Source organism: Methylobacterium sp. P5_C11, assembly GCF_054049775.1.
This window is the reverse complement of record NZ_JBFULS010000004.1, coordinates 26489-43059: the sequence shown is the minus strand read 5'-3', so window position 1 is coordinate 43059 and position 16571 is coordinate 26489. Positions and strand designations below refer to the sequence as shown.

Annotated in this window: 19 protein-coding genes; 12 read left to right on the top strand and 7 right to left on the bottom strand. The window is 70.2% G+C overall.

Features of this window, described 5'->3' with window-relative positions; genetic code table 11:
* Nucleotides 1-40: 40 nt before the first annotated feature.
* The 4 genes from ACXJKQ_RS03885 (at nucleotide 41) to ACXJKQ_RS03870 (ending at nucleotide 2364) form a co-directional block, all read left to right on the top strand.
* The gene (locus tag ACXJKQ_RS03885) at nucleotides 41-238 is read left to right on the top strand and encodes a hypothetical protein (RefSeq protein ID WP_457104575.1); all 198 of its coding nucleotides are present in this window, start codon (nucleotides 41-43) and stop codon (nucleotides 236-238) included.
* A 395-nt stretch (nucleotides 239-633) separates the two neighbouring features.
* Nucleotides 634-843, top strand: a complete 210-nt coding sequence (locus ACXJKQ_RS03880) for a hypothetical protein (protein ID WP_457104461.1) — start codon at nucleotides 634-636, stop codon at nucleotides 841-843.
* 143 nt (nucleotides 844-986) lie between these two features.
* Entirely contained in the window at nucleotides 987-1517 is a 531-nt protein-coding gene (locus tag ACXJKQ_RS03875) for an N-acetyltransferase family protein (RefSeq protein ID WP_457104460.1), read from the top strand.
* 232 nt (nucleotides 1518-1749) lie between these two features.
* Nucleotides 1750-2364, top strand: a complete 615-nt coding sequence (locus ACXJKQ_RS03870; protein ID WP_457104459.1) for a DUF2147 domain-containing protein — start codon at nucleotides 1750-1752, stop codon at nucleotides 2362-2364.
* 28 nt (nucleotides 2365-2392) lie between these two features.
* On the opposite strand, the gene ACXJKQ_RS03865 is transcribed toward ACXJKQ_RS03870, so the two are convergent.
* Nucleotides 2393-3616, bottom strand: a complete 1224-nt coding sequence (locus tag ACXJKQ_RS03865) for a serine hydrolase domain-containing protein (RefSeq protein ID WP_457104458.1) — start codon at nucleotides 3614-3616, stop codon at nucleotides 2393-2395.
* Between the two features lie 53 nt (nucleotides 3617-3669).
* Nucleotides 3670-4179 (bottom strand): DUF427 domain-containing protein, encoded by a 510-nt coding sequence (locus ACXJKQ_RS03860; RefSeq protein ID WP_457104457.1) that lies wholly within the window; start codon nucleotides 4177-4179, stop codon nucleotides 3670-3672.
* Nucleotides 4180-4292: 113 nt separating this feature from the next.
* Between ACXJKQ_RS03860 and otsB the strand changes: the two genes are divergently transcribed.
* The 3 genes from otsB (at nucleotide 4293) to ACXJKQ_RS03845 (ending at nucleotide 6593) form a co-directional block, all read left to right on the top strand.
* On the top strand, nucleotides 4293-5036 hold the full coding sequence (otsB, locus tag ACXJKQ_RS03855) for a trehalose-phosphatase (RefSeq protein WP_457104456.1): 744 nt from the start codon (nucleotides 4293-4295) through the stop codon (nucleotides 5034-5036).
* A gap of 39 nt (nucleotides 5037-5075) precedes the next feature.
* Nucleotides 5076-5480: a DUF4260 domain-containing protein gene (locus tag ACXJKQ_RS03850; protein ID WP_457104455.1), complete on the top strand. Its 405-nt coding sequence runs from the start codon at nucleotides 5076-5078 to the stop codon at nucleotides 5478-5480.
* A gap of 111 nt (nucleotides 5481-5591) precedes the next feature.
* A complete protein-coding gene (locus ACXJKQ_RS03845; protein ID WP_457104454.1) occupies nucleotides 5592-6593 on the top strand; it encodes a glucokinase in 1002 nt (333 codons plus the stop codon).
* 88 nt (nucleotides 6594-6681) lie between these two features.
* Here the strand turns inward: ACXJKQ_RS03845 and ACXJKQ_RS03840 are convergent, their stop codons facing one another.
* Nucleotides 6682-8154, bottom strand: a complete 1473-nt coding sequence (locus tag ACXJKQ_RS03840; RefSeq protein ID WP_457104453.1) for an MFS transporter — start codon at nucleotides 8152-8154, stop codon at nucleotides 6682-6684.
* Nucleotides 8155-8311: 157 nt separating this feature from the next.
* On the opposite strand from ACXJKQ_RS03840, the gene ACXJKQ_RS03835 reads away from it, so the two are divergent.
* Together ACXJKQ_RS03835 and ACXJKQ_RS03830 are read left to right on the top strand one after the other, a co-directional pair.
* The gene (locus ACXJKQ_RS03835) at nucleotides 8312-8602 is read left to right on the top strand and encodes a hypothetical protein (RefSeq protein WP_457104452.1); all 291 of its coding nucleotides are present in this window, start codon (nucleotides 8312-8314) and stop codon (nucleotides 8600-8602) included.
* 98 nt (nucleotides 8603-8700) lie between these two features.
* Nucleotides 8701-9642, top strand: coding sequence for a 2-hydroxyacid dehydrogenase (locus ACXJKQ_RS03830; RefSeq protein WP_457104451.1), 942 nt, complete (start codon nucleotides 8701-8703; stop codon nucleotides 9640-9642).
* A 10-nt stretch (nucleotides 9643-9652) separates the two neighbouring features.
* Here ACXJKQ_RS03830 and ACXJKQ_RS03825 read toward each other — a convergent pair whose 3' ends face one another.
* A complete protein-coding gene (locus ACXJKQ_RS03825; RefSeq protein WP_457104450.1) occupies nucleotides 9653-10546 on the bottom strand; it encodes a LysR substrate-binding domain-containing protein in 894 nt (297 codons plus the stop codon).
* 110 nt (nucleotides 10547-10656) lie between these two features.
* On the opposite strand from ACXJKQ_RS03825, the gene ACXJKQ_RS03820 reads away from it, so the two are divergent.
* The 3 genes from ACXJKQ_RS03820 (at nucleotide 10657) to ACXJKQ_RS03810 (ending at nucleotide 14366) form a co-directional block, all read left to right on the top strand.
* Nucleotides 10657-11409, top strand: a complete 753-nt coding sequence (locus ACXJKQ_RS03820; protein WP_457104449.1) for an SDR family oxidoreductase — start codon at nucleotides 10657-10659, stop codon at nucleotides 11407-11409.
* A gap of 134 nt (nucleotides 11410-11543) precedes the next feature.
* Nucleotides 11544-13505 carry a cytochrome C oxidase Cbb3 gene (locus tag ACXJKQ_RS03815; protein WP_457104448.1) on the top strand — a complete coding sequence of 654 codons (1962 nt, stop codon included), beginning with the start codon at nucleotides 11544-11546 and terminating at the stop codon, nucleotides 13503-13505.
* A gap of 12 nt (nucleotides 13506-13517) precedes the next feature.
* A complete protein-coding gene (locus ACXJKQ_RS03810) occupies nucleotides 13518-14366 on the top strand; it encodes an oxidoreductase (protein WP_457104447.1) in 849 nt (282 codons plus the stop codon).
* Nucleotides 14367-14468: 102 nt separating this feature from the next.
* Here the strand turns inward: ACXJKQ_RS03810 and ACXJKQ_RS03805 are convergent, their stop codons facing one another.
* The 3 genes from ACXJKQ_RS03805 to ACXJKQ_RS03795 form a co-directional block, all read right to left on the bottom strand.
* Nucleotides 14469-15038 carry a ClpP family protease gene (locus tag ACXJKQ_RS03805; RefSeq protein WP_457104446.1) on the bottom strand — a complete coding sequence of 190 codons (570 nt, stop codon included), beginning with the start codon at nucleotides 15036-15038 and terminating at the stop codon, nucleotides 14469-14471.
* Between the two features lie 65 nt (nucleotides 15039-15103).
* Nucleotides 15104-16159: an aliphatic amidase gene (locus tag ACXJKQ_RS03800; RefSeq protein WP_457104445.1), complete on the bottom strand. Its 1056-nt coding sequence runs from the start codon at nucleotides 16157-16159 to the stop codon at nucleotides 15104-15106.
* A gap of 46 nt (nucleotides 16160-16205) precedes the next feature.
* Complete coding sequence (locus ACXJKQ_RS03795; protein WP_020090551.1) at nucleotides 16206-16523, bottom strand: FmdB family zinc ribbon protein; 318 nt, start codon at nucleotides 16521-16523, stop codon at nucleotides 16206-16208.
* Between the last annotated feature and the right edge of the window lie 48 nt (nucleotides 16524-16571).

Genomic DNA, 16571 nt, shown 5'->3' with positions numbered 1-16571 from the left:
CCTCGTCGTTTCGACAGCGACGATAGGAGGAAGCACCATGATGAACCGGATCGTATTTGTCTCCGCCCTGGCCATCGCGGGCCTGCTCGCCGGGGCACCGGCCGAAGCGAAGGGCTGCCTCAAGGGCGCCGTGGTCGGCGGTGTCGCCGGTCACGTGGCGGGCCACGGCAAGATGGGCGCCGCGGCGGGCTGCGCCATCGGCCACCACAACGCCAACAAGAAGGCCAAGCAGGGCTGAGCCTTCTTGGATCGCGCGTCGCGACGCAGACCGAAGCGCGCGACGATCGGATTGCTGTCTCTCTTCCGAAGCCGGATCCCCATCGGGGTCCGGTTTCGGTGCGTTCGCAGGGGCTCGCGGACCGCCGCGACCTTCGCTCAGCCGTCCGCGCGCCGGCCTCGGTCAGGCTGCTCGCCATCGGGTCACGCTGCGACGACGGCGGCCGGACCGAGGAGCGAAGGTCCACGGCGCCCCCACACGCGCGCCTACTCGCCTGGATTTTTTCAGCCCACGGCATGGGGACCGGTCGACGCAAGCTCCACGCAAGGCACCCGATTGACCGTTCTTTTGAGCTATTCTAATTAAGAACTGTCGCGGGAGCGTTGCGACCCCGACGCATCCGATGGAGAGACCCGATGGCCGGTACCGCGAACGCCGCTTGCGAGAGCTGCCGCTTCTTCGACGATCACAAACTCAACGGCGCCCAGGCTCAGGGTGACGAGGGCCTCTGCCGCTTCAATCCTCCGGTCACCCAGCCGGCCCCCGAGTCGAAGGGCCTCTGGCCGGTTGTCGCCTCGAAGGACTGGTGCGGCCACTTCACCGCCGACATGACCGCCGCCGAGTAAGCGAACACCATCCAGCTCTTGCGGGATCGGCGCTCTGGTGCCGGTCCCTTCGTCGCGTCGTTGTCCCCCGACACCTGAACACGCGTTGCCCGGCCCGGTCGCCGCCGTTGCCGGAGACGGATGGCTTGGCCTAACATCCGGCTGTGACAGCCCTGATACGTCCGGCCACCGAGGCCGACCTCCCGGCCATCGCGGCGATCTACGCGGACGCCGTCGCTACCAGCACGGCGAGCTTCGAAACGGAGCCGCCGACCCTGGAGGAGATGACGCGGCGCTACTCGGTCCTGCGCGACGGTGGCTTCCCGTATCTTGTCGCCGACCGGAACGGCTTGGTCGCGGGCTATGCCTATGCCGGCCCCTATCACCAGCGGGCCGCCTACCGTTCAACCCTGGAGGATTCGATCTATGTGGCCCGCTCGGCCCGCGGCGGCGGTGTCGGCCGGACTCTGCTCGCGGCGCTGGTCGCAGCGAGCGAACGGATCGATTGCCGGACCCTGGTGGCGATCATCGCCGACAGCGGCTCGCGCGCCTCGATCGCGCTGCACGCAAGCCTCGGTTTTACACCGGTCGGCACCCTGACGGGGGTCGGCTATAAGCATGGGCGCTGGCTCGACGTCACCGTGATGCAGCGTGCTCTCGGACCGGGTCGAACGCGCCCGCCGACGCGGAACTGATCGCGAGGCCCAGTAATTCAGGACCGATCGGCTCGCCAAAACCTCAACTGAGTTGTCATGATGCGGACAACTTCGCGCGGGACAGGGCGGGCATGAAGCGCACGCCGTCCGGTTCTCGGCTCGGCGCGGGCGCGCCGACGCGGAGAGCGGGGTCTCTCCGCGCTGAAAGCGGTTCACGCGAGGGTGGGCGGTCTGTCCTCCATCACCGCTCGCGACGAATGGGAGTTCGGGTATGCGGTTTTCATCGATCGGTCGCCGGGTTGCGCCGCTCGCGATCCTGGCGCTCTCGGTCCTGGCGGGCACGGCACATGCCGCCACGCCGACCGATCCCAGCGGCACCTATCTCACGGAGGACGGCCGTGCCCGCGTGCGTCTCGAGAAGTGCGGGACCGCGGGTGACCGGCTGTGCGGCTACGTGGTGTGGCTGAAGGTTCCGCTGAACGACAAGGGCGAGCCGCGGGTCGACTTCAAGAACCCAGATCCCAAGAAGCAGGCTCGGCCCTCCCTCGGTCATCAGCTGATCATGGGGCTGAAGCCGAACGCCGACGCCCATTATGAGGGCAGGATCTACAATTCCGAGGACGGCAAGTCCTACGACGTCACCATCTGGACCGAGAAGCCCGGCGAGCTGACGGTGCGCGGCTGCCTGATCGCGTTCCTGTGCAAGTCACAGACCTGGAGCAAGGTCACCGATCTCGCGCCCGGTCAGCTTCCCGGCCCGACCAACGGTGCGAATGGTCCGCGCAGCGATCCCGAATACGCGACCGCCGCCCCGAAGCCGAGCGCCAAGGCCGGCGCGAAGCCGGCGCAGAAGCCCGCCGCCGTCGAGGCGCCCAAGGACGAGTGAGCGACGCCGACCCGCGCGCGGCCAGGCCTCAATCGGCCAGGGCCGCGTAGGTCAGGACGCGCAGCTCGCGCCGGATCGGCAGCGCCGAGGACGGCACGAGCTGCGTCATGAGCACCACCGAGAGATCCTCGGCCGGGTCGATCCAGAACGCCGTCGAGGCGAGGCCGCCCCAGGCGACCTCGCCGGGTGATCCGAGGATCTGGGCGCGGGCCGGATCGAGCATCACCGAGAAGCCCAGGCCGAAGCCGATGCCCGTGTAGGACGTCTCGGCGAAGCGCGGCGTCCCCATCGCGGCGAGATCGCCGGACAGGTGGTTCGCCAGCATCAGTTCCACCGTCTTGCGCCCCAGGAGCCGCGTCCCGTCGAGGGTGCCGCGGTTGAGGATCATCCGGCAGAAGCGCTGGTAGTCGGCGGCTGTCGAGACGAGGCCGCCGCCGCCCGACGGGATGGCGGGCGGTGTGGCGAAGGCGGTATCCACCGAATCGTCGAACAGGCGGAGCCGGCGCTCGCGGTCATACGCGTACGTGGCGCAGAAGCGCGGCATCAGCGCCGGCCGGACGTGGAAGTCGGTATCGACCATGCCGAGCGGCCCGATTACCGCATCGCGGAGGTGGTCGGCGAAGGGACGCCCGGTGAGGGCCGCCACGTACTGGCCGAGCACGTCGGTGGCGACGCTGTAGTTCCAGGCGCTGCCGGGCTGGGCGAGGAGCGGCAGCTTCGCCACCCGCGCGGTCATGTCGGCGAGGGTGCCCTCGCGTGCCAGGAAATCGACGCCGTGCTCGCGATACTGCGCGTCGACCAGGGTCGCTTCCATGAAGCCGTAGGTCAGGCCGGCGGTGTGGGTCAGCAGGTCGCGCACCGTGATCGGGCGTTTGGCGGGCTCGGTCTCCAGCTTCGCCCGGTTGCCGCCGACGGCGACCCGCATCTCGGCGAAGTCGGGCAGGACCCGGGCGACGGGATCGTCGAGCTGGAACAGCCCCTGCTCGTAGAGCTGCATCACCGACACCGAGGTGAGCGGCTTGGTCATCGAGTAGATCCGCGCCACCGTGTCGAGGGTGAACGGCGTCGCCCGGGCCAGGTCAGCCTGCCCGCAGGCGCGGGCGAAGGCGATTCGGCCCCGCCGCGCCACGGTGACCGACAGGCCGGCGAGCCGACCGTCAGCGACGAGGCGGTCCATCCACGGCCCGATGCGGGCGAGGCCCTCCGGGCTGAAGCCGGCACCCGTGGGATCGGTTTCTGTCAGCGCATTCATGGGGTTCAGCTCGCCGTGTCGGTCCGGACTTGGAACAGGGGAGGGAAAGACGATCACCAGCCCATCGTGCCCGGGCCGCCCTTGAACGGCCCGACGATGCCGGGGGTGATCCAGCCGCCGTAGAAGGTCCCGGGTTGGGGCGCCACCCGCGCCGCGCCGACGAAGCAGGCGTCCATCGGGCCGGCGTAGAACGCGACGTAGCCGGCGATCGCGCGGAAATCCGGAGTCGGGTCGGGATAGGCCCAGGCGGCCCCGGGCGCGAGGCGATCGCCGCCCCGCACATCGAACAGGACCGCCTGTCCCTTCCACTCGCAGATCCCGCCGCGCCGGCGGTTCGTGAGCGTCCCGGCCGCGATGGCATCGGGCGGCAGATAATAGGTCGGCGGGTGCGAGGTCTCGAGGACGCGAAAGGCCGCCTCGGTCTCCGCGATCACGGCGCCGCCGAGCACCACCTGCAGGCGCTCCGCGACCGGCTCCAGCCGTGGCGGCCGCGGGTAGTCCCAGACGCTCTCCTCACCGGACCTGACCGGATCCGGAACGGGCCAGAAGGGCGAACCACTCATGGAAACCTCGCGACGTGACTGCGCGGAATCAGATAGGGCGGGCCGGCCGGCATTTGTCGTCCCGGCCGAGCGTGCTAGCCCACCGCCGACACTCGAGCCCGGGACCGCCCGCGATGAACATCGCCCTCTTTCTCGACTTCGACGGCACGCTCGCCGAGATCGCGCCGCGGCCGGACGCCGTGCAGATCGAGCCTGGGCTGGTGGAGACCCTGGAACGGCTGCGGGGCCGTCTCGACGGTGCCCTCGCGATCGTGACCGGGCGTCCGGTCTCGGTGATCGACGGCTTCCTGGCACCGTCCCGGATCGATGCGGCTGGTCTGCACGGCGTCGAATGCCGGATCGGCGGGACGCTCACGGGCGGCCGGGCCGAGGATCATCCGGACTTGCGGCGGCAGGTCGCGCGCCTCCAAGCCGAAGCCGCTGCACTGGCGCAGGTTCTGATCGAGGACAAGGGCGCCTCGGTCGCGGTGCACTGGCGGCTCGCGAATGGCGACGATGCCGCCCGGGCCGAGGCGCTGGTGACGGCGGCGGCGGCGGCGCTGGGCGGCGATTACCGCCTGCAACTCGGCAAGGCGGTGGGCGAGATCGTCCCGGCGCAGGCCACAAAGGCGCATGCGATCCGCGCCTTCATGGAACAGAGCCCCTATGCCGGGCGGATACCGGTCTTCTTCGGCGACGATCGCACCGACGAGATCGCCTTCGCATCGGTCAACGAGGATGGCGGCGTGGCGGTGCGCGTGGGCGAGGGGGAGACCGTGGCCCGCCGCCGCCTGCCCGATCCGCAGGCCGTCCGGGCGCTGCTCCGGGATTGGGCGCTGGGGGGCGTCATCGAACCCGATGCGCTGCCCGCGGCATAGCCGGCCTTCGGCGCGGACCCTCGATCCAGGGACGTCGCAATGTCGGATCGCTCAGCCGCTGGCTGGCCGCGCCTCCTTCTCCGGCTGGAGGGGGCCTTCATCCTGGCGGCCGCCGTGTGGGCCTATGGCTGGCTCGGTCAATCCTGGTGGCTCTTCGCCGCGCTGTTGTTCGTCCCCGACCTGAGCATGGTTGCCTATGCAGCCGGTCCGAGGGCAGGCGCTGCGCTCTACAACGCCGTTCACGCGCTGATCCTGCCGCTCATCGGCCTGTGTGTGGCCACGAGCCTCGGCCGTGCCGACCTTGCCGGGCTGGGGTTGATCTGGCTCGCCCATATCGGCGTCGATCGCGGGCTCGGATACGGACTCAAATACGGGAGCGGATTCGGCGATACGCATCTTGGCGTCATCGGTCGACTACGGGACAAGACGAACGCGACGCGTTGAGACGCGGCCGGCGCCACATGGCACTTACCCGTGCGAAGTCACGGATCCGATATTTCGCCGCGCCGGGTCCGTATCGGTTCCGTGCGAACCAGAGAGCAGGAGCTTCCTTCGATGTTCGAGTTTCCGGTTCTCGTCGGCGATATCGGCGGCACGAATGCCCGGTTCGGCATCATCGAGCAGGCCGGCGACCAGCCTCGGCTGCTCGCGCACGAGGCCACCGCCGATCATCCGGACCCGTCGAGTGCCATCAGGGCGTCGCTCGCCAAGGGCGGTGGACCGTCGCCGCGGTCGGCCATCCTGGCGATCGCCGGCCGGATCGACGGTCCGGAGATCCAGCTGACGAACGCGCACTGGAAGATCGCGGGCCAACGCATCGCCGGGGATTTCGGCCTGTCTTCCGCAGTCGTGGTCAACGACTATGTGCCGGTGGCGGCCGGCGCCGCCGATATCGAGCCGCACGACCTCACGCCGGTCGGCCCCTGTCCGCCGGTCCCCGGTGGCGCGCGCGTGGTGCTGGGTCCCGGGACCGGTTTCGGCGCGGCGGCGCTGGTCCCCTACGCGGCGCATCTCGCCATCGTCTCCACCGAGGTCGGCCATACCGATATCGGCCCGGCCGACGCCTTCGAGGAGAAGGTCTGGCACGCCCTGGAGCGGGTCGAGGATCGCATTACCGTCGAGACGGTGCTGTCGGGACCGGGCCTGTCGCGGCTCCACGCGGCGGTCGCCCATGTCCGGACCGGGCAGCCGCACGAGAAGATCGAGCCGGCCGCGGTCACCGAGGCCGGTCTCAACGCCACCGACCCGCATGCCGCCGAGACGCTCGCGCTGTTCGGCCGGGTGCTCGGACGCGTCTGCGGCGACCTCGCGCTGACCTTCCTGGCGACGAGCGGCGTCTATATCGGCGGCGGCATCGCGCCCCGGATCCTGAAGGTGCTCGAGGAGAGCGGTTTCCGCACCGCCTTCGAGAAGAAGGCGCCCTTCGCCGCCATGATGCGCCAGATTCCGACCAGCGTGATCACCGTTCACGACCCCGCCTTCCGGGGGCTGGCGGCCCTGGCGAACGAGGGGGCCAAGTTCGTCTACCACGGGCAGGTGTGGCGGAAGGAGTCGTGACGGAGCGCGACGTCGACGGGCGCGGTGCGGAGCGAGGCCGGGCGGCTTCGCTCCGCGCGCGCGGACGATCATCGTCGCGGACCGGCGCTCAGGCCGCCGCTAGCGGCTTCGACACCTCCTCCAGGGACTTGCCCTCCGCAGCCGTCCCCCAGATCCCCCCGACGACCGCCGCGATGAGCATCAGGACGGCGCCGATCCCGTAGCCGAACAGCACCCAGTCGCGCGATCCGGTCTCGACCAGGCTGCCGAACAGGAGCGGGCCCGAGACGCCGCCGATGCCGGTGCCGACCGCGTAGAAGGCCGCGATGGCGAGCGCCCGGATCTCCAGCGGGAAGGTCTCGGAGACGGTCAGATAGGCCGAGCTCGCCGCCGCCGAGGCGAAGAAGAACACCACCATCCAGGCCCCGGTCTGCCCGACCGGCCCGAGCACGTCGAGGCGGAACAGCAGGCCGACCCCGGCGAGCAGCAGTGCCGAGATGCCGTACGTGAAGGCGATCATGGTGCGCCGGCCGATCGTGTCGAACAGCCGCCCGAGCAGGACCGGGCCGAGGAACGAGCCGAGCGCGAAGGGCAGCAGGTACCACCCGACATGGTTGCCGGGCACCTGATAGAAGCGCTCCAGCACCAGCGCGTAGGTGAAGAACAGCGCATTGTAGAAGAACGCCTGGGCGATCATCAGCGCGAGGCCGACCATGGTCTCCTTGCGGCTCGTGACGAACAGCGCCTTGAACACCTCCGAGAGCGGGGTGTGGTCGCGGGTGCGGACCTTCATGCGCTTGCTCTCGTCCACCGGCGGCAGGGTCACGCCCTCGTCGGTGAAGCGCTTCTCGATCCCGGTGACCACCCGGTCGGCCTCTGCCGCGTAGCCGTGGGTTGCGAGCCAGCGCGGGCTCTCGGGGATCCAGGTGCGTAGGAGCAGGATTACGAGGCCGATGGCCCCGCCGGTGAAGAAGGCGACGCGCCAGCCCCAGGCCGGGTCGATCACCTCGGGCTTCAGCAGCACGATCGACATGAACGAGCCCAGCGCCGCACCGATCCAGAACGAGCCGTTGATGACCAGGTTGGTCCAGCCGCGGACCCGGGCCGGGACCAGTTCCTGGATGGTCGAGTTGATCGCCGTGTACTCGCCGCCGATCCCCGCACCCGTGAAGAACCGGAAGGCGCAGAAGCTCCAGACATTCCAGGACAGGCCTGTGGCCGCCGTGGCGACGAGGTAGAGGGCCAGGGTGATGAAGAACAGCTTCTTGCGGCCGATCCGATCCGTGAGCCAGCCGAAGCCGATCGCCCCGGTGACGGCTCCGATGAGGTAGCAGGAGGCTGCCAGACCCACGTCGAACTCGGAGAAGGACATCGGCGGCTGGCGTAGGGCGCCCACCAGCGAGCCGGCGAGGGTGACCTCGAGGCCGTCGAGCACCCAGGTGATGCCGAGCGCCACGATCACCAGGACATGGAAGCGCCCCCAAGGCAGCCGGTCCAGGCGCGCGGAGATGTCGGTGTCGATCACGCGGCCGATCTCCGCCCGCTCCGGCGTTCCGGATCCCCCCTCGACCTTGCTGACCATATCCGCGCGTCCTCCTGAATTGTCGTTTACCCTGCCCGGACAGCCTACATTTACCGCGTCGCCAGACAGGTGTTGGCAACGACTTGAGAATCGATTCGGTTCGATCCCGTTTTCACTTCCGACTTGCAGAACAGGGGCGTCCTCGCGGTGCCCTGTCATGCCCTCCGATCCTGCCCGATCCCGCCGCCGGCCCTTGGCCCGGTTCAGCCTCCTCGCCGCCATGACGCTGGCCGGGCTCGCTACGGTGCCCACCGAGGGTGCGGACCGGCATCTCGAACGTCCCAAGCCGCGCATCGCCATGCAGGGCGCCGAACGCTGGCGCCTCAGGCCGACGGAAGCGTCGGTGACCGCCACGACCGGGAGCATTCGCGAGCGGTCCGAGGGCGCGGTTCCGGAGGCGCGCCGCACCGTCCGTCTCGTCTACCCGGCGCTGATCGAGGCGCGTTGACGCGGCAAGAATCCGATCCAGCTCGACGAGCCTGATCGGCTCAGGCACAGCCCCTGCGTCGTCGACGGTGGACGACGGTATCGGCGCGGAGGACGTGGATGGCGGAGGCGATTGCCCTGGTCGGGTGCAAGGGGCCGGACCAGGAGGCGGAGTACCTGCAGGTCCTGTCGGCGGCCATGCCGGAGGAGCGCCTGATCCCGTTCCGGTCGATGGATGACGCGGCCCGGGCGGCGACGCGGGTCGCCGTCGTGGCCAATCCCGATCCGTCCGAGGTTGCGGCCTTGCCGGGCCTCGTCTGGGTTCAGAGCCTCTGGGCCGGCGTCGAGAAGCTCGTCGGCGCCTTCGACCGGCCGCTGCCGATCGTCCGCTTGGTCGACCGCGAGATGGCCCGCACCATGGCCGAGGCGGTCCTGGCCTGGACCTACTTTCTCCAGCGCGACATGCCGGCCTATGCCCGCCAGCAACGGGATCGCGTCTGGCGACCGCACGCCTATCGCAAGCCATCCGACACCGTTGTGGGCCTGCTCGGCCTCGGTGCGCTCGGGACCGCGGCGGCGGAGCGGCTCACCGGCGCGGGCTTCCGCGTCGTCGGCTGGAGCCGCAGCCCCAAGGCGGTGCCGGATCTCGAGACGTTCCACGGTGCCGACAGCCTCCCGGCGATGCTCGGCCGCTGCGACATCCTCGTCTGTCTCGTGCCGCTGACGCCTGAGACGCGCGGTCTCGTGAACGCCGAGCGCCTCGCCGTCCTGAGGCCCGGCGCCGCGCTGATCAACTTCGCCCGCGGCCCGATCGTCGTCACCGAGGATCTGATCGCCGCCCTGGACAATGGCCACCTCGCCCACGCGGTGCTCGACGTCTTCGCGGTCGAGCCCCTGCCGGCGGAGTCGCCGCTGTGGTCCCATCCCGGCGTGACGGTGCTGCCGCACGTCTCGGGGCCGACCGACATGGATTCGGCCGCCGCCACCGTGGCGGGCAACCTGCGGGCCTATCGCCGGACCGGCCAGGTGCCGAACGGGGTCGACGCGGCGCGCGGGTATTAGGGCGCGGCTCTCATAGCTTCGGGAATGTCGCCGCCAGGTGATCGATCAGCACGCGCACGGCCGGCGGCAGTCCGCGCCGGGTCGTGAAGACGATGTGCACGATCCCGGGCTGACCCTGCCAGTCCGGGTAGACGGGCACGAGCCGGCCGGCCGCGACGGCGTCGGTGCAGGCGTGGTCGGGCAGGAACGCGACCCCGAGGCCGTCTGCCGCCGCGTCGCACAGCGCGGCGAAGTCGCTGCAGGTCATGCGCGGCTCGTGGCGCAGGGTGAAGACCGTGCCGTCACGGTGCTCCAGCCGCCACTCCGCCTCGCCCGGATCGTCGCGGGTGCCGAGGGTCGGGACCGCGCCGAGCGCGGCGATGTCGGTGCCGAGGCCGCGCGCGACCCGCGGCGCGGCGACCAGGATCCAGCGCGAGGAGCCGAGCGTGCGCATGGTCAGGGACGCGTCGCTTGTCAGGTCAAGCCGGACCCGCAGCGCCACGTCGATGCGCTCCTCGATCAGGTCGACGGGCCGATCGGTCACGACCAACTGCAGCCTCACCTTCGGGTAGCAGGCGAGGAAGCCGCGGACGCGCGCGGCGACGATGTCGGTGAGGCCCGTCGGGCAACTCATCCGGATCCGTCCGTGCGGCTCGGTCTGCGCCTCCGCGACCAGCGCCTCGGCCCGCTCGGCCTCCAGCATCATCGCCCGGCAGCGCTCGTAGAAGCCCTGGCCTACCTCGGTCACGCGGAAACGCCGACTCGACCGCTCGATCAGGCGCGCGCCGAGGCGCGCCTCCAGGGCCGCGATCCGGCGGCTCAGCTTCGATTTCGGCTGGTGCAGCGCGCGACCCGCCGCGGCGAAGCCGCCATGCGACACGACCGCGGCGAAGTAGGCGTAGTCGTTGAGGTCGGCGCGGCTCATCGTTCCTCCAGAGGAACGCTGAGTGCCACAATCGCTGACTATCCGCATCAACGTTCCGGGATCATCTCTTCGGCAGCGGCGCACACGAAGCCGAGAGACGGAGAACGACGATGACCGGCAGGTTTCAGGACAAGGTCGTGGTGGTGACCGGCGGCACCAGCGGCATCGGCCTCGCGACCGCCCAGGCCTTCGTGGCCGAGGGGGCCTCGGTGTTCATCACCGGTCGCCGCCAGCAGGCGCTCGACGCGGCGGTGAAGCGGATCGGGGGCCGGGTCACCGGCGTGCGCGGCGACATGGCGAACCTCGCCGACATCGACCGCCTGTACGACGCGGTCCAGCAGAAGCACATGCAGATCGACGTGGTCTTCGCCAATGCCGGCGGCGGCACCTTCGCGCCGCTGGGCGCGATCACCGAGGCGCACTATCAGAGCATCTTCGACACCAACGTGAAGGGCGTGCTCTTCACCGTCCAGAAGGCGCTGCCGCTGCTGCGCGACGGGGCCGCGATCGTGCTCACCGGCTCGACCACCGGCAGCTCCGGCACGCCGGCCTTCAGCGTCTACTCGGCCACCAAGGCGGCGGTGCGCAACTTCGCCCGGAACTGGATCCTCGACCTGAAGGATCGTCGTATCCGGGTGAACACGATCAGTCCGGGCGTGACCGAGACCGCCGGCCTCGACGAGCTCTTCGGCGGCGGCGATCAGGCCGCGGCCACCAAGGATTACCTCGCGGGCCAGATCCCGGCCGGCCGCGTCGGCCGGCCCGAGGAGATCGCCCAGGCGGTGCTGTTCCTCGCCTCTGACGCGGCGAGCTTCGTCAACGGCGTCGAACTGTTCGCCGACGGCGGGCAGGTCCAGATCTGACAATCGGCGCCGGCCGGGACGCGACACCCGGTCCCGGCCGACGGGGTGAACCCTGGCCGTGTCCGGCGGTTGAAGGCCCGGCCCTCCGGTCCCGCTCGCTCGCGGGCGGGCGCCGGGAAGGACACTCGGGTTTCATGGGCTGGCCGCGCCGCATCCTGATCACCGCCGGGCTCGTGACCGTCGCGGCCGGCGCGACGCTGAGCCTCGGCCGCTTCAGCTACGCCCCGATGCCCGACCGGGCGGACCTGCTCAACGCGGACCGCTACCCGATCCAGACCGCCTTCGACATCCTGGGCCGCCGGGTGTCGCGCGCGGAGGCCGAGGGGCTCAACGGCACCGAGGCCGGACGGAAAGCGCTCTCGCCGTCGAGTGGCGCGGTCGCGATCGATCCCGCCATGGTCGAGCGCGGCCGGCAGGCCTTCTATCAGGAGACGTTCGGCAACGAGGTTTTCCTCACCGACGTCATGGGCATGCTCGACGGCGGCCTGACGCCCGGCGCCGTCGCCCTGGCGGTGGCGAGGCTCGGCGGGCAGGGCACCACGAACCTTCAGGTCGCCATGGCCAGGGACGTGCGCGTCGGCGACCGCGTCTACCGGACGGGGGAGCTGGTGCCGACCGGGCTCGACGTGCCGAAGGGCGGCGCCTTCATCATCGGGATCAAGACCTTCTCCGACCGCGGCCATCTGCGCATGGGCATCACCTGCGCCCTGTGCCACGCGGCGGTCGATCCCGGCACCGGCAAGGTCGTGGAGGGCGCGCCCAACACCGACCTCAATGCCGGGCTGCTGATGGCGCTCGCCAAGAACTCCTCGGCCTACTTCATGCACGCCAGCGTGCCAGAGGCCGATGCCCGGCCCTCCGCCGACCCGCAGCATACTGGCTCGACCGGCACGGGACCGGCCCTGCCGGACGCCGCGGCGGTCGAGGCGGCCACCAAGGTGCAGGTGGCGAGCTGGCCGCCGGGCAGCTTCGACTCGTCCGCCGACCGGGTCACCAACCCGACCTCGATCCCGTCGAGCTTCTCCGCCCACGGCGAGCCATACAGCTGGAGCGGCCGCGAGGCGATCGGGCCCTTCGCCGGCCTGTCCTCGCTCAACAACAACGTCCACGCGGCCAATTCCGACACGACCCAGCTCGCCGCCGCGGCGTCCTGGCTGTTCGGCCTGGATCCGGAGACGTATCTCGGCATCGTCCTGCGCGGGTCGGCCACGGAGGCGTTCCGCTACCGGCCGGACGGCGGTCGGAGCCCATCCGAGGTGTTGAAGAGCGTCGACCCGACCCCGGCCTCCCCGGGCCTGAACAGCTACGCGGTGCTGCCGACCTATCCGGCGACCAACTACGTCACCGACAACGGCCTGTTCACGTCGGTCCCCGGCGAGCCGGTCAATCACGCCAACAACGCCATGTCGGCCTTCCAGAACCTGCTGCACCCGCCCGCCGCCGGGCAGGATCCGGACCGGGTCCGGGCCGGCCGCGCGGTGTTCGAGAAGGCCGGTTGCGGCACCTGCCATTCCGGGCCGGCTCTCACCAACCACCGGGTCGTCCCGGAGGCCGAGATCGGCACCGAGCCGACCCGCGCGCGGGCCGGCGCCAAGATGGAGGCGCGCCTGTCGCCGCCGACGCTGTTCGCCACCGACACGCCGTTCCCGGTCCCGGCCGATCCGGTGATCGTCCCGGTGCCGCTCGCGGGCGACAGGCTCGCCGAAGTCCAGCTCGCCTGGGGGCAGGGCGGCACCGAGGGCGGCTACAAGGTGCCAAACCTCGTCGGCCTCGCCTGGTCGGCGCCGTACCTGCACGATTCCGGCGTCGCGGTCGGGGTCGATGCCGAGGGCCAGCTCGGCGTCCCGGGCACGCTGTACAGGGGCGTCGCCCCCGATCCCGCCAACAGCCTGCGCGCGCTGGTCGACCGGGACCTGCGGGCCAAGGTGATCGCCGCCAACGCCGCCTCGGAAACCGCGCGCGTCGCCCGCGTTACCGGCAGAGGACACGCCTTCTGGGCCGATGCCGGCACGGGCGTGTCGCCCGAGGAGCAGACCGCGCTCGTCGCCTACCTGCTCTCGGTCGACCGCCTGACGGAATCGGCCGCGACCCCCTGATCAGGATCCGCCATGACGCAGAACACCGACCCGGTCTGGTTCATCACCGGCTGCTCGACCGGCTTCGGCCGGGAACTCGCCAAGCTCGTCGTTGGGCGCGGCTGGCGCGCGGTGGTCACGGCCCGCGACGCGGCCAAGGTCGCCGACCTAGCGGACGGTGCCGATGGCCGCGTCCTGGCCCTCTCCCTCGACGTGACCGAGGCGGGCCGGATCGCCGATGCCGTGCGCGCCGCCCAGCAGACGTTCGGGCGGGTCGACGTGCTCGTGAACAATGCCGGCTACGGCTACCAATCCTCGATCGAGGAGGGCGAGGAGGACAAGATCCGCGCCCAGTTCGACGCCAACGTCTTCGGCCTGTTCGCCCTGACCCGGGCGGTGCTGCCGGTGATGCGGGCACAGAAGTCGGGTCACATCCTCAACGTGACCTCGGTGGCGGGCTTCGTGGGTTTCCCGGCCTCCGGCTACTACGCCGCCACCAAGCACGCCGTCGAAGGGTTCTCGGATTCGCTCGCCGCCGAGGCCGGGCCGCTCGGGATCCGCGTCACCTGCATCGCGCCGGGGCCGTTCCGCACAGACTGGGCCGGCCGCTCCCTGGTCCAGACCCCCAACGCGATTTCCGACTACGCCGAAACCGCGGGCGCGCGCCTGAAGGCAACGTCGGAGAAGAGCGGCACCCAGGCCGGCGATCCGGTGCGGGCCGCGGAGGCGATGATCCGGGTGACCGAGATGGCGGATCCGCCGCGCCACCTCGTGCTGGGCGCCTGGGGCTACGACGCGGTGACGGCGCGCCTGAAGCAGCGGATCGCCGAGATCGAGGCGTGGCGCGAGACCAGCCTCGGAGCCGATTACCCTGAAACGTGAGGACTCGCCGTCTTTGCGAGCGAAGCGAAGCAATCTAGCGGCGCCACGCTCGCCGGTGTCGCGCCGCCCTGGGTTGCTTCACGACGTTCGCAAAGACGCGGTTCAGATCACCGCCTCGATCAGACCGCGCCGCTTCGCCTCCTCGGCCTCGAGGTACCAGTTCGACGGCGCCTTCTCGAGCACCTCGTCGAGGGTGACGTCCGAGCCTGCGATCAGGTTCGCGAAGCCCTCGTTCTGGATCTCGATCGAGCACAGGATCTCGTTGAGCGTCGCCTTCACGGAGGCGATGCAGGTGGTGAGCGGCCCCTCGACCTGGAGCTGCTTGTTCATCTTGCGCTCGTGGATCATCAGCCGCGTGCCGCAGGTCAGGTAGCGGTTCGGCCGGGCGAAGAAGCTCATCAATGTCGTCCCGGCCGAGTAGATCGCCGCCTTGCCGAGGAAGACGAAGCGCCGGTTCGGGTCCATCGCGCTGTTGAAGCGGATGTCCTCGCCCATCATCCGGGCGACCTCCGGATCGCCGCCGAGCGTCGTCAGCTCGACGACCACGATCTCGCGGTCTGCCGCCGCGCCGAGCTGGCGGCGGAAGTCCTTGTACATGTCGTAGTCGACCGGGCCGGAGAGCAGCACCGCGGGCGCCCGGAAGGCGGAAGGGCCAAGGGGAGTCGTGTCCATGATGCTCCTGATCGGATGACCGGCCCGCTCCGCCGCGAAGGGGGGCGGAGCGGCGGATCCGGCGGTCAGCGCGCCGGATCGGGGGCACCCTCGCCCTTGCCGACGAAGGGGATCCCCTCGATCGGGCATTCCTCCGTGCCGACGCTCTGACGGGTAATCGCCCGCACCGCGTCGCGGGTTCCGTCGGGATCCTCGATCCAGCGGCGGTAGAAGTCGTAGGGGCATTCCGACATCCCGTGCCGGTTCTCCTTCGAGTTGATCATGCCCGTGTAGCCGCGGTGCAGCAGCTTGAAGAGGTGGTTCTCCGACTGGCCGTGGGCGCGGAAGTCCCGGATCAGGAACTTCGACAGGGCGGCGTACTGGATGCCCATCTCCTCCTCGCCGCACTCGCCGAGCGTCCGCCCGTCGAAGCCGATGATCGCCGAGTGGCCGAAATACGTGTAGACGCCGTCGAAGCCGGCCGCGTTGGCCACCGCCACGTAGGTGTTGTTGGCGAACGCCATCGCCTTCGAGATGACGACCTGCTGTTCTTTCGCCGGGTACATGTAGCCCTGGCAGCGGATGATCAGCTCGGCACCCCGCATGGCGCAGTCGCGCCAGATCTCCGGGTAGTTGCCGTCGTCGCAGATGATCAGGCTGATCTTCAGCCCCTTCGGCCCGTCCGACACGTAGGTGCGGTCGCCCGGATACCAGCCCTCGATCGGCGTCCACGGCATGATCTTGCGGTACTTCTGCACGATCTCGCCCTGGTCGTTCATCAGGATCAGGGTGTTGTAGGGGGCCTTGTGTGGGTGCTCCTCGTGGCGCTCGCCGGTGAGCGAGAACACGCCCCAGACCTTAGCTTCCCGGCAGGCGGTGGCGAACACCTCCGTCTCGGCGCCCGGGACCGTCGAGGCGGTCTCGTACATCTCGGCGGCGTCGTACATGATGCCGTGGGTCGAATATTCGGGGAAGATCACGAGGTCGAGGCCGGGCAGGCCGGACTTCATGCCGACGATCATCTTGCCAATCGCCTTGGCGTTCTCCAGCACCTCCGCGCGGGTGTGCAGGCGCGGCATCTTGTAGTTCACGACGGCGACGCCGACGCTGTCCTGGCTGGAAGAGATGTCTCCGTGCATCATGGCGTGATGTCCTCCTGACCGTGAGTGTCCCCCGGTGGCGCGCGTCTCAGTGGCTGATCATCCAGGGCCGCGCCTTCGGGAAGCTCTTGGCGGCGGCCGGGGCCGCGGTCGCCTTCTTGGGTGAGCAGCAGCCGCAGCCGGCCCCGTGGCTCCCTGAGCGACGGGGCGCGTGGCGGCTGCGCTCGTTGGTGGCGTGGGCGGCCCGCAGCCCCGCATCCATGCCGGCGATGCGCGGCGCGGTGAGGAAGGCGCGCTGGCTCGTCCCCCCGCAATCCGGGCAGGCATGCGGCTCGCGGAACTCCGCCATCGGACGCATCACCGTGAAGGGGCCGCAGGCCTCGCAAGCGTAGTCGTAGACGGGCATGGGGCGCCTCAAGCACGAGGAGAAATTCGCGACGTAACCGGTGACACG

Excerpts from the sequence above, each read along its gene's own strand:
- ACXJKQ_RS03860 (WP_457104457.1), bottom strand. The coding sequence starts at position 4,179 with ATGAGTGGTTCGCCCTTCTGGCCCGTTCCGGATCCGGTCAGGTCCGGT.
- ACXJKQ_RS03840 (WP_457104453.1), bottom strand. The coding sequence starts at position 8,154 with ATGGTCAGCAAGGTCGAGGGGGGATCCGGAACGCCGGAGCGGGCGGAG.
- ACXJKQ_RS03815 (WP_457104448.1), top strand. The coding sequence starts at position 11,544 with ATGGGCTGGCCGCGCCGCATCCTGATCACCGCCGGGCTCGTGACCGTC.
- ACXJKQ_RS03870 (WP_457104459.1), top strand. The coding sequence starts at position 1,750 with ATGCGGTTTTCATCGATCGGTCGCCGGGTTGCGCCGCTCGCGATCCTG.
- ACXJKQ_RS03820 (WP_457104449.1), top strand. The coding sequence starts at position 10,657 with ATGACCGGCAGGTTTCAGGACAAGGTCGTGGTGGTGACCGGCGGCACC.
- ACXJKQ_RS03800 (WP_457104445.1), bottom strand. The coding sequence starts at position 16,159 with ATGATGCACGGAGACATCTCTTCCAGCCAGGACAGCGTCGGCGTCGCC.
- ACXJKQ_RS03885 (WP_457104575.1), top strand. The coding sequence starts at position 41 with ATGAACCGGATCGTATTTGTCTCCGCCCTGGCCATCGCGGGCCTGCTC.
- ACXJKQ_RS03880 (WP_457104461.1), top strand. The coding sequence starts at position 634 with ATGGCCGGTACCGCGAACGCCGCTTGCGAGAGCTGCCGCTTCTTCGAC.
- ACXJKQ_RS03830 (WP_457104451.1), top strand. The coding sequence starts at position 8,701 with ATGGCGGAGGCGATTGCCCTGGTCGGGTGCAAGGGGCCGGACCAGGAG.
- ACXJKQ_RS03825 (WP_457104450.1), bottom strand. The coding sequence starts at position 10,546 with ATGAGCCGCGCCGACCTCAACGACTACGCCTACTTCGCCGCGGTCGTG.
- ACXJKQ_RS03865 (WP_457104458.1), bottom strand. The coding sequence starts at position 3,616 with ATGAATGCGCTGACAGAAACCGATCCCACGGGTGCCGGCTTCAGCCCG.
- ACXJKQ_RS03810 (WP_457104447.1), top strand. The coding sequence starts at position 13,518 with ATGACGCAGAACACCGACCCGGTCTGGTTCATCACCGGCTGCTCGACC.
- ACXJKQ_RS03845 (WP_457104454.1), top strand. The coding sequence starts at position 5,592 with ATGTTCGAGTTTCCGGTTCTCGTCGGCGATATCGGCGGCACGAATGCC.
- ACXJKQ_RS03850 (WP_457104455.1), top strand. The coding sequence starts at position 5,076 with ATGTCGGATCGCTCAGCCGCTGGCTGGCCGCGCCTCCTTCTCCGGCTG.
- ACXJKQ_RS03805 (WP_457104446.1), bottom strand. The coding sequence starts at position 15,038 with ATGGACACGACTCCCCTTGGCCCTTCCGCCTTCCGGGCGCCCGCGGTG.
- ACXJKQ_RS03795 (WP_020090551.1), bottom strand. The coding sequence starts at position 16,523 with ATGCCCGTCTACGACTACGCTTGCGAGGCCTGCGGCCCCTTCACGGTG.
- otsB (WP_457104456.1), top strand. The coding sequence starts at position 4,293 with ATGAACATCGCCCTCTTTCTCGACTTCGACGGCACGCTCGCCGAGATC.
- ACXJKQ_RS03835 (WP_457104452.1), top strand. The coding sequence starts at position 8,312 with ATGCCCTCCGATCCTGCCCGATCCCGCCGCCGGCCCTTGGCCCGGTTC.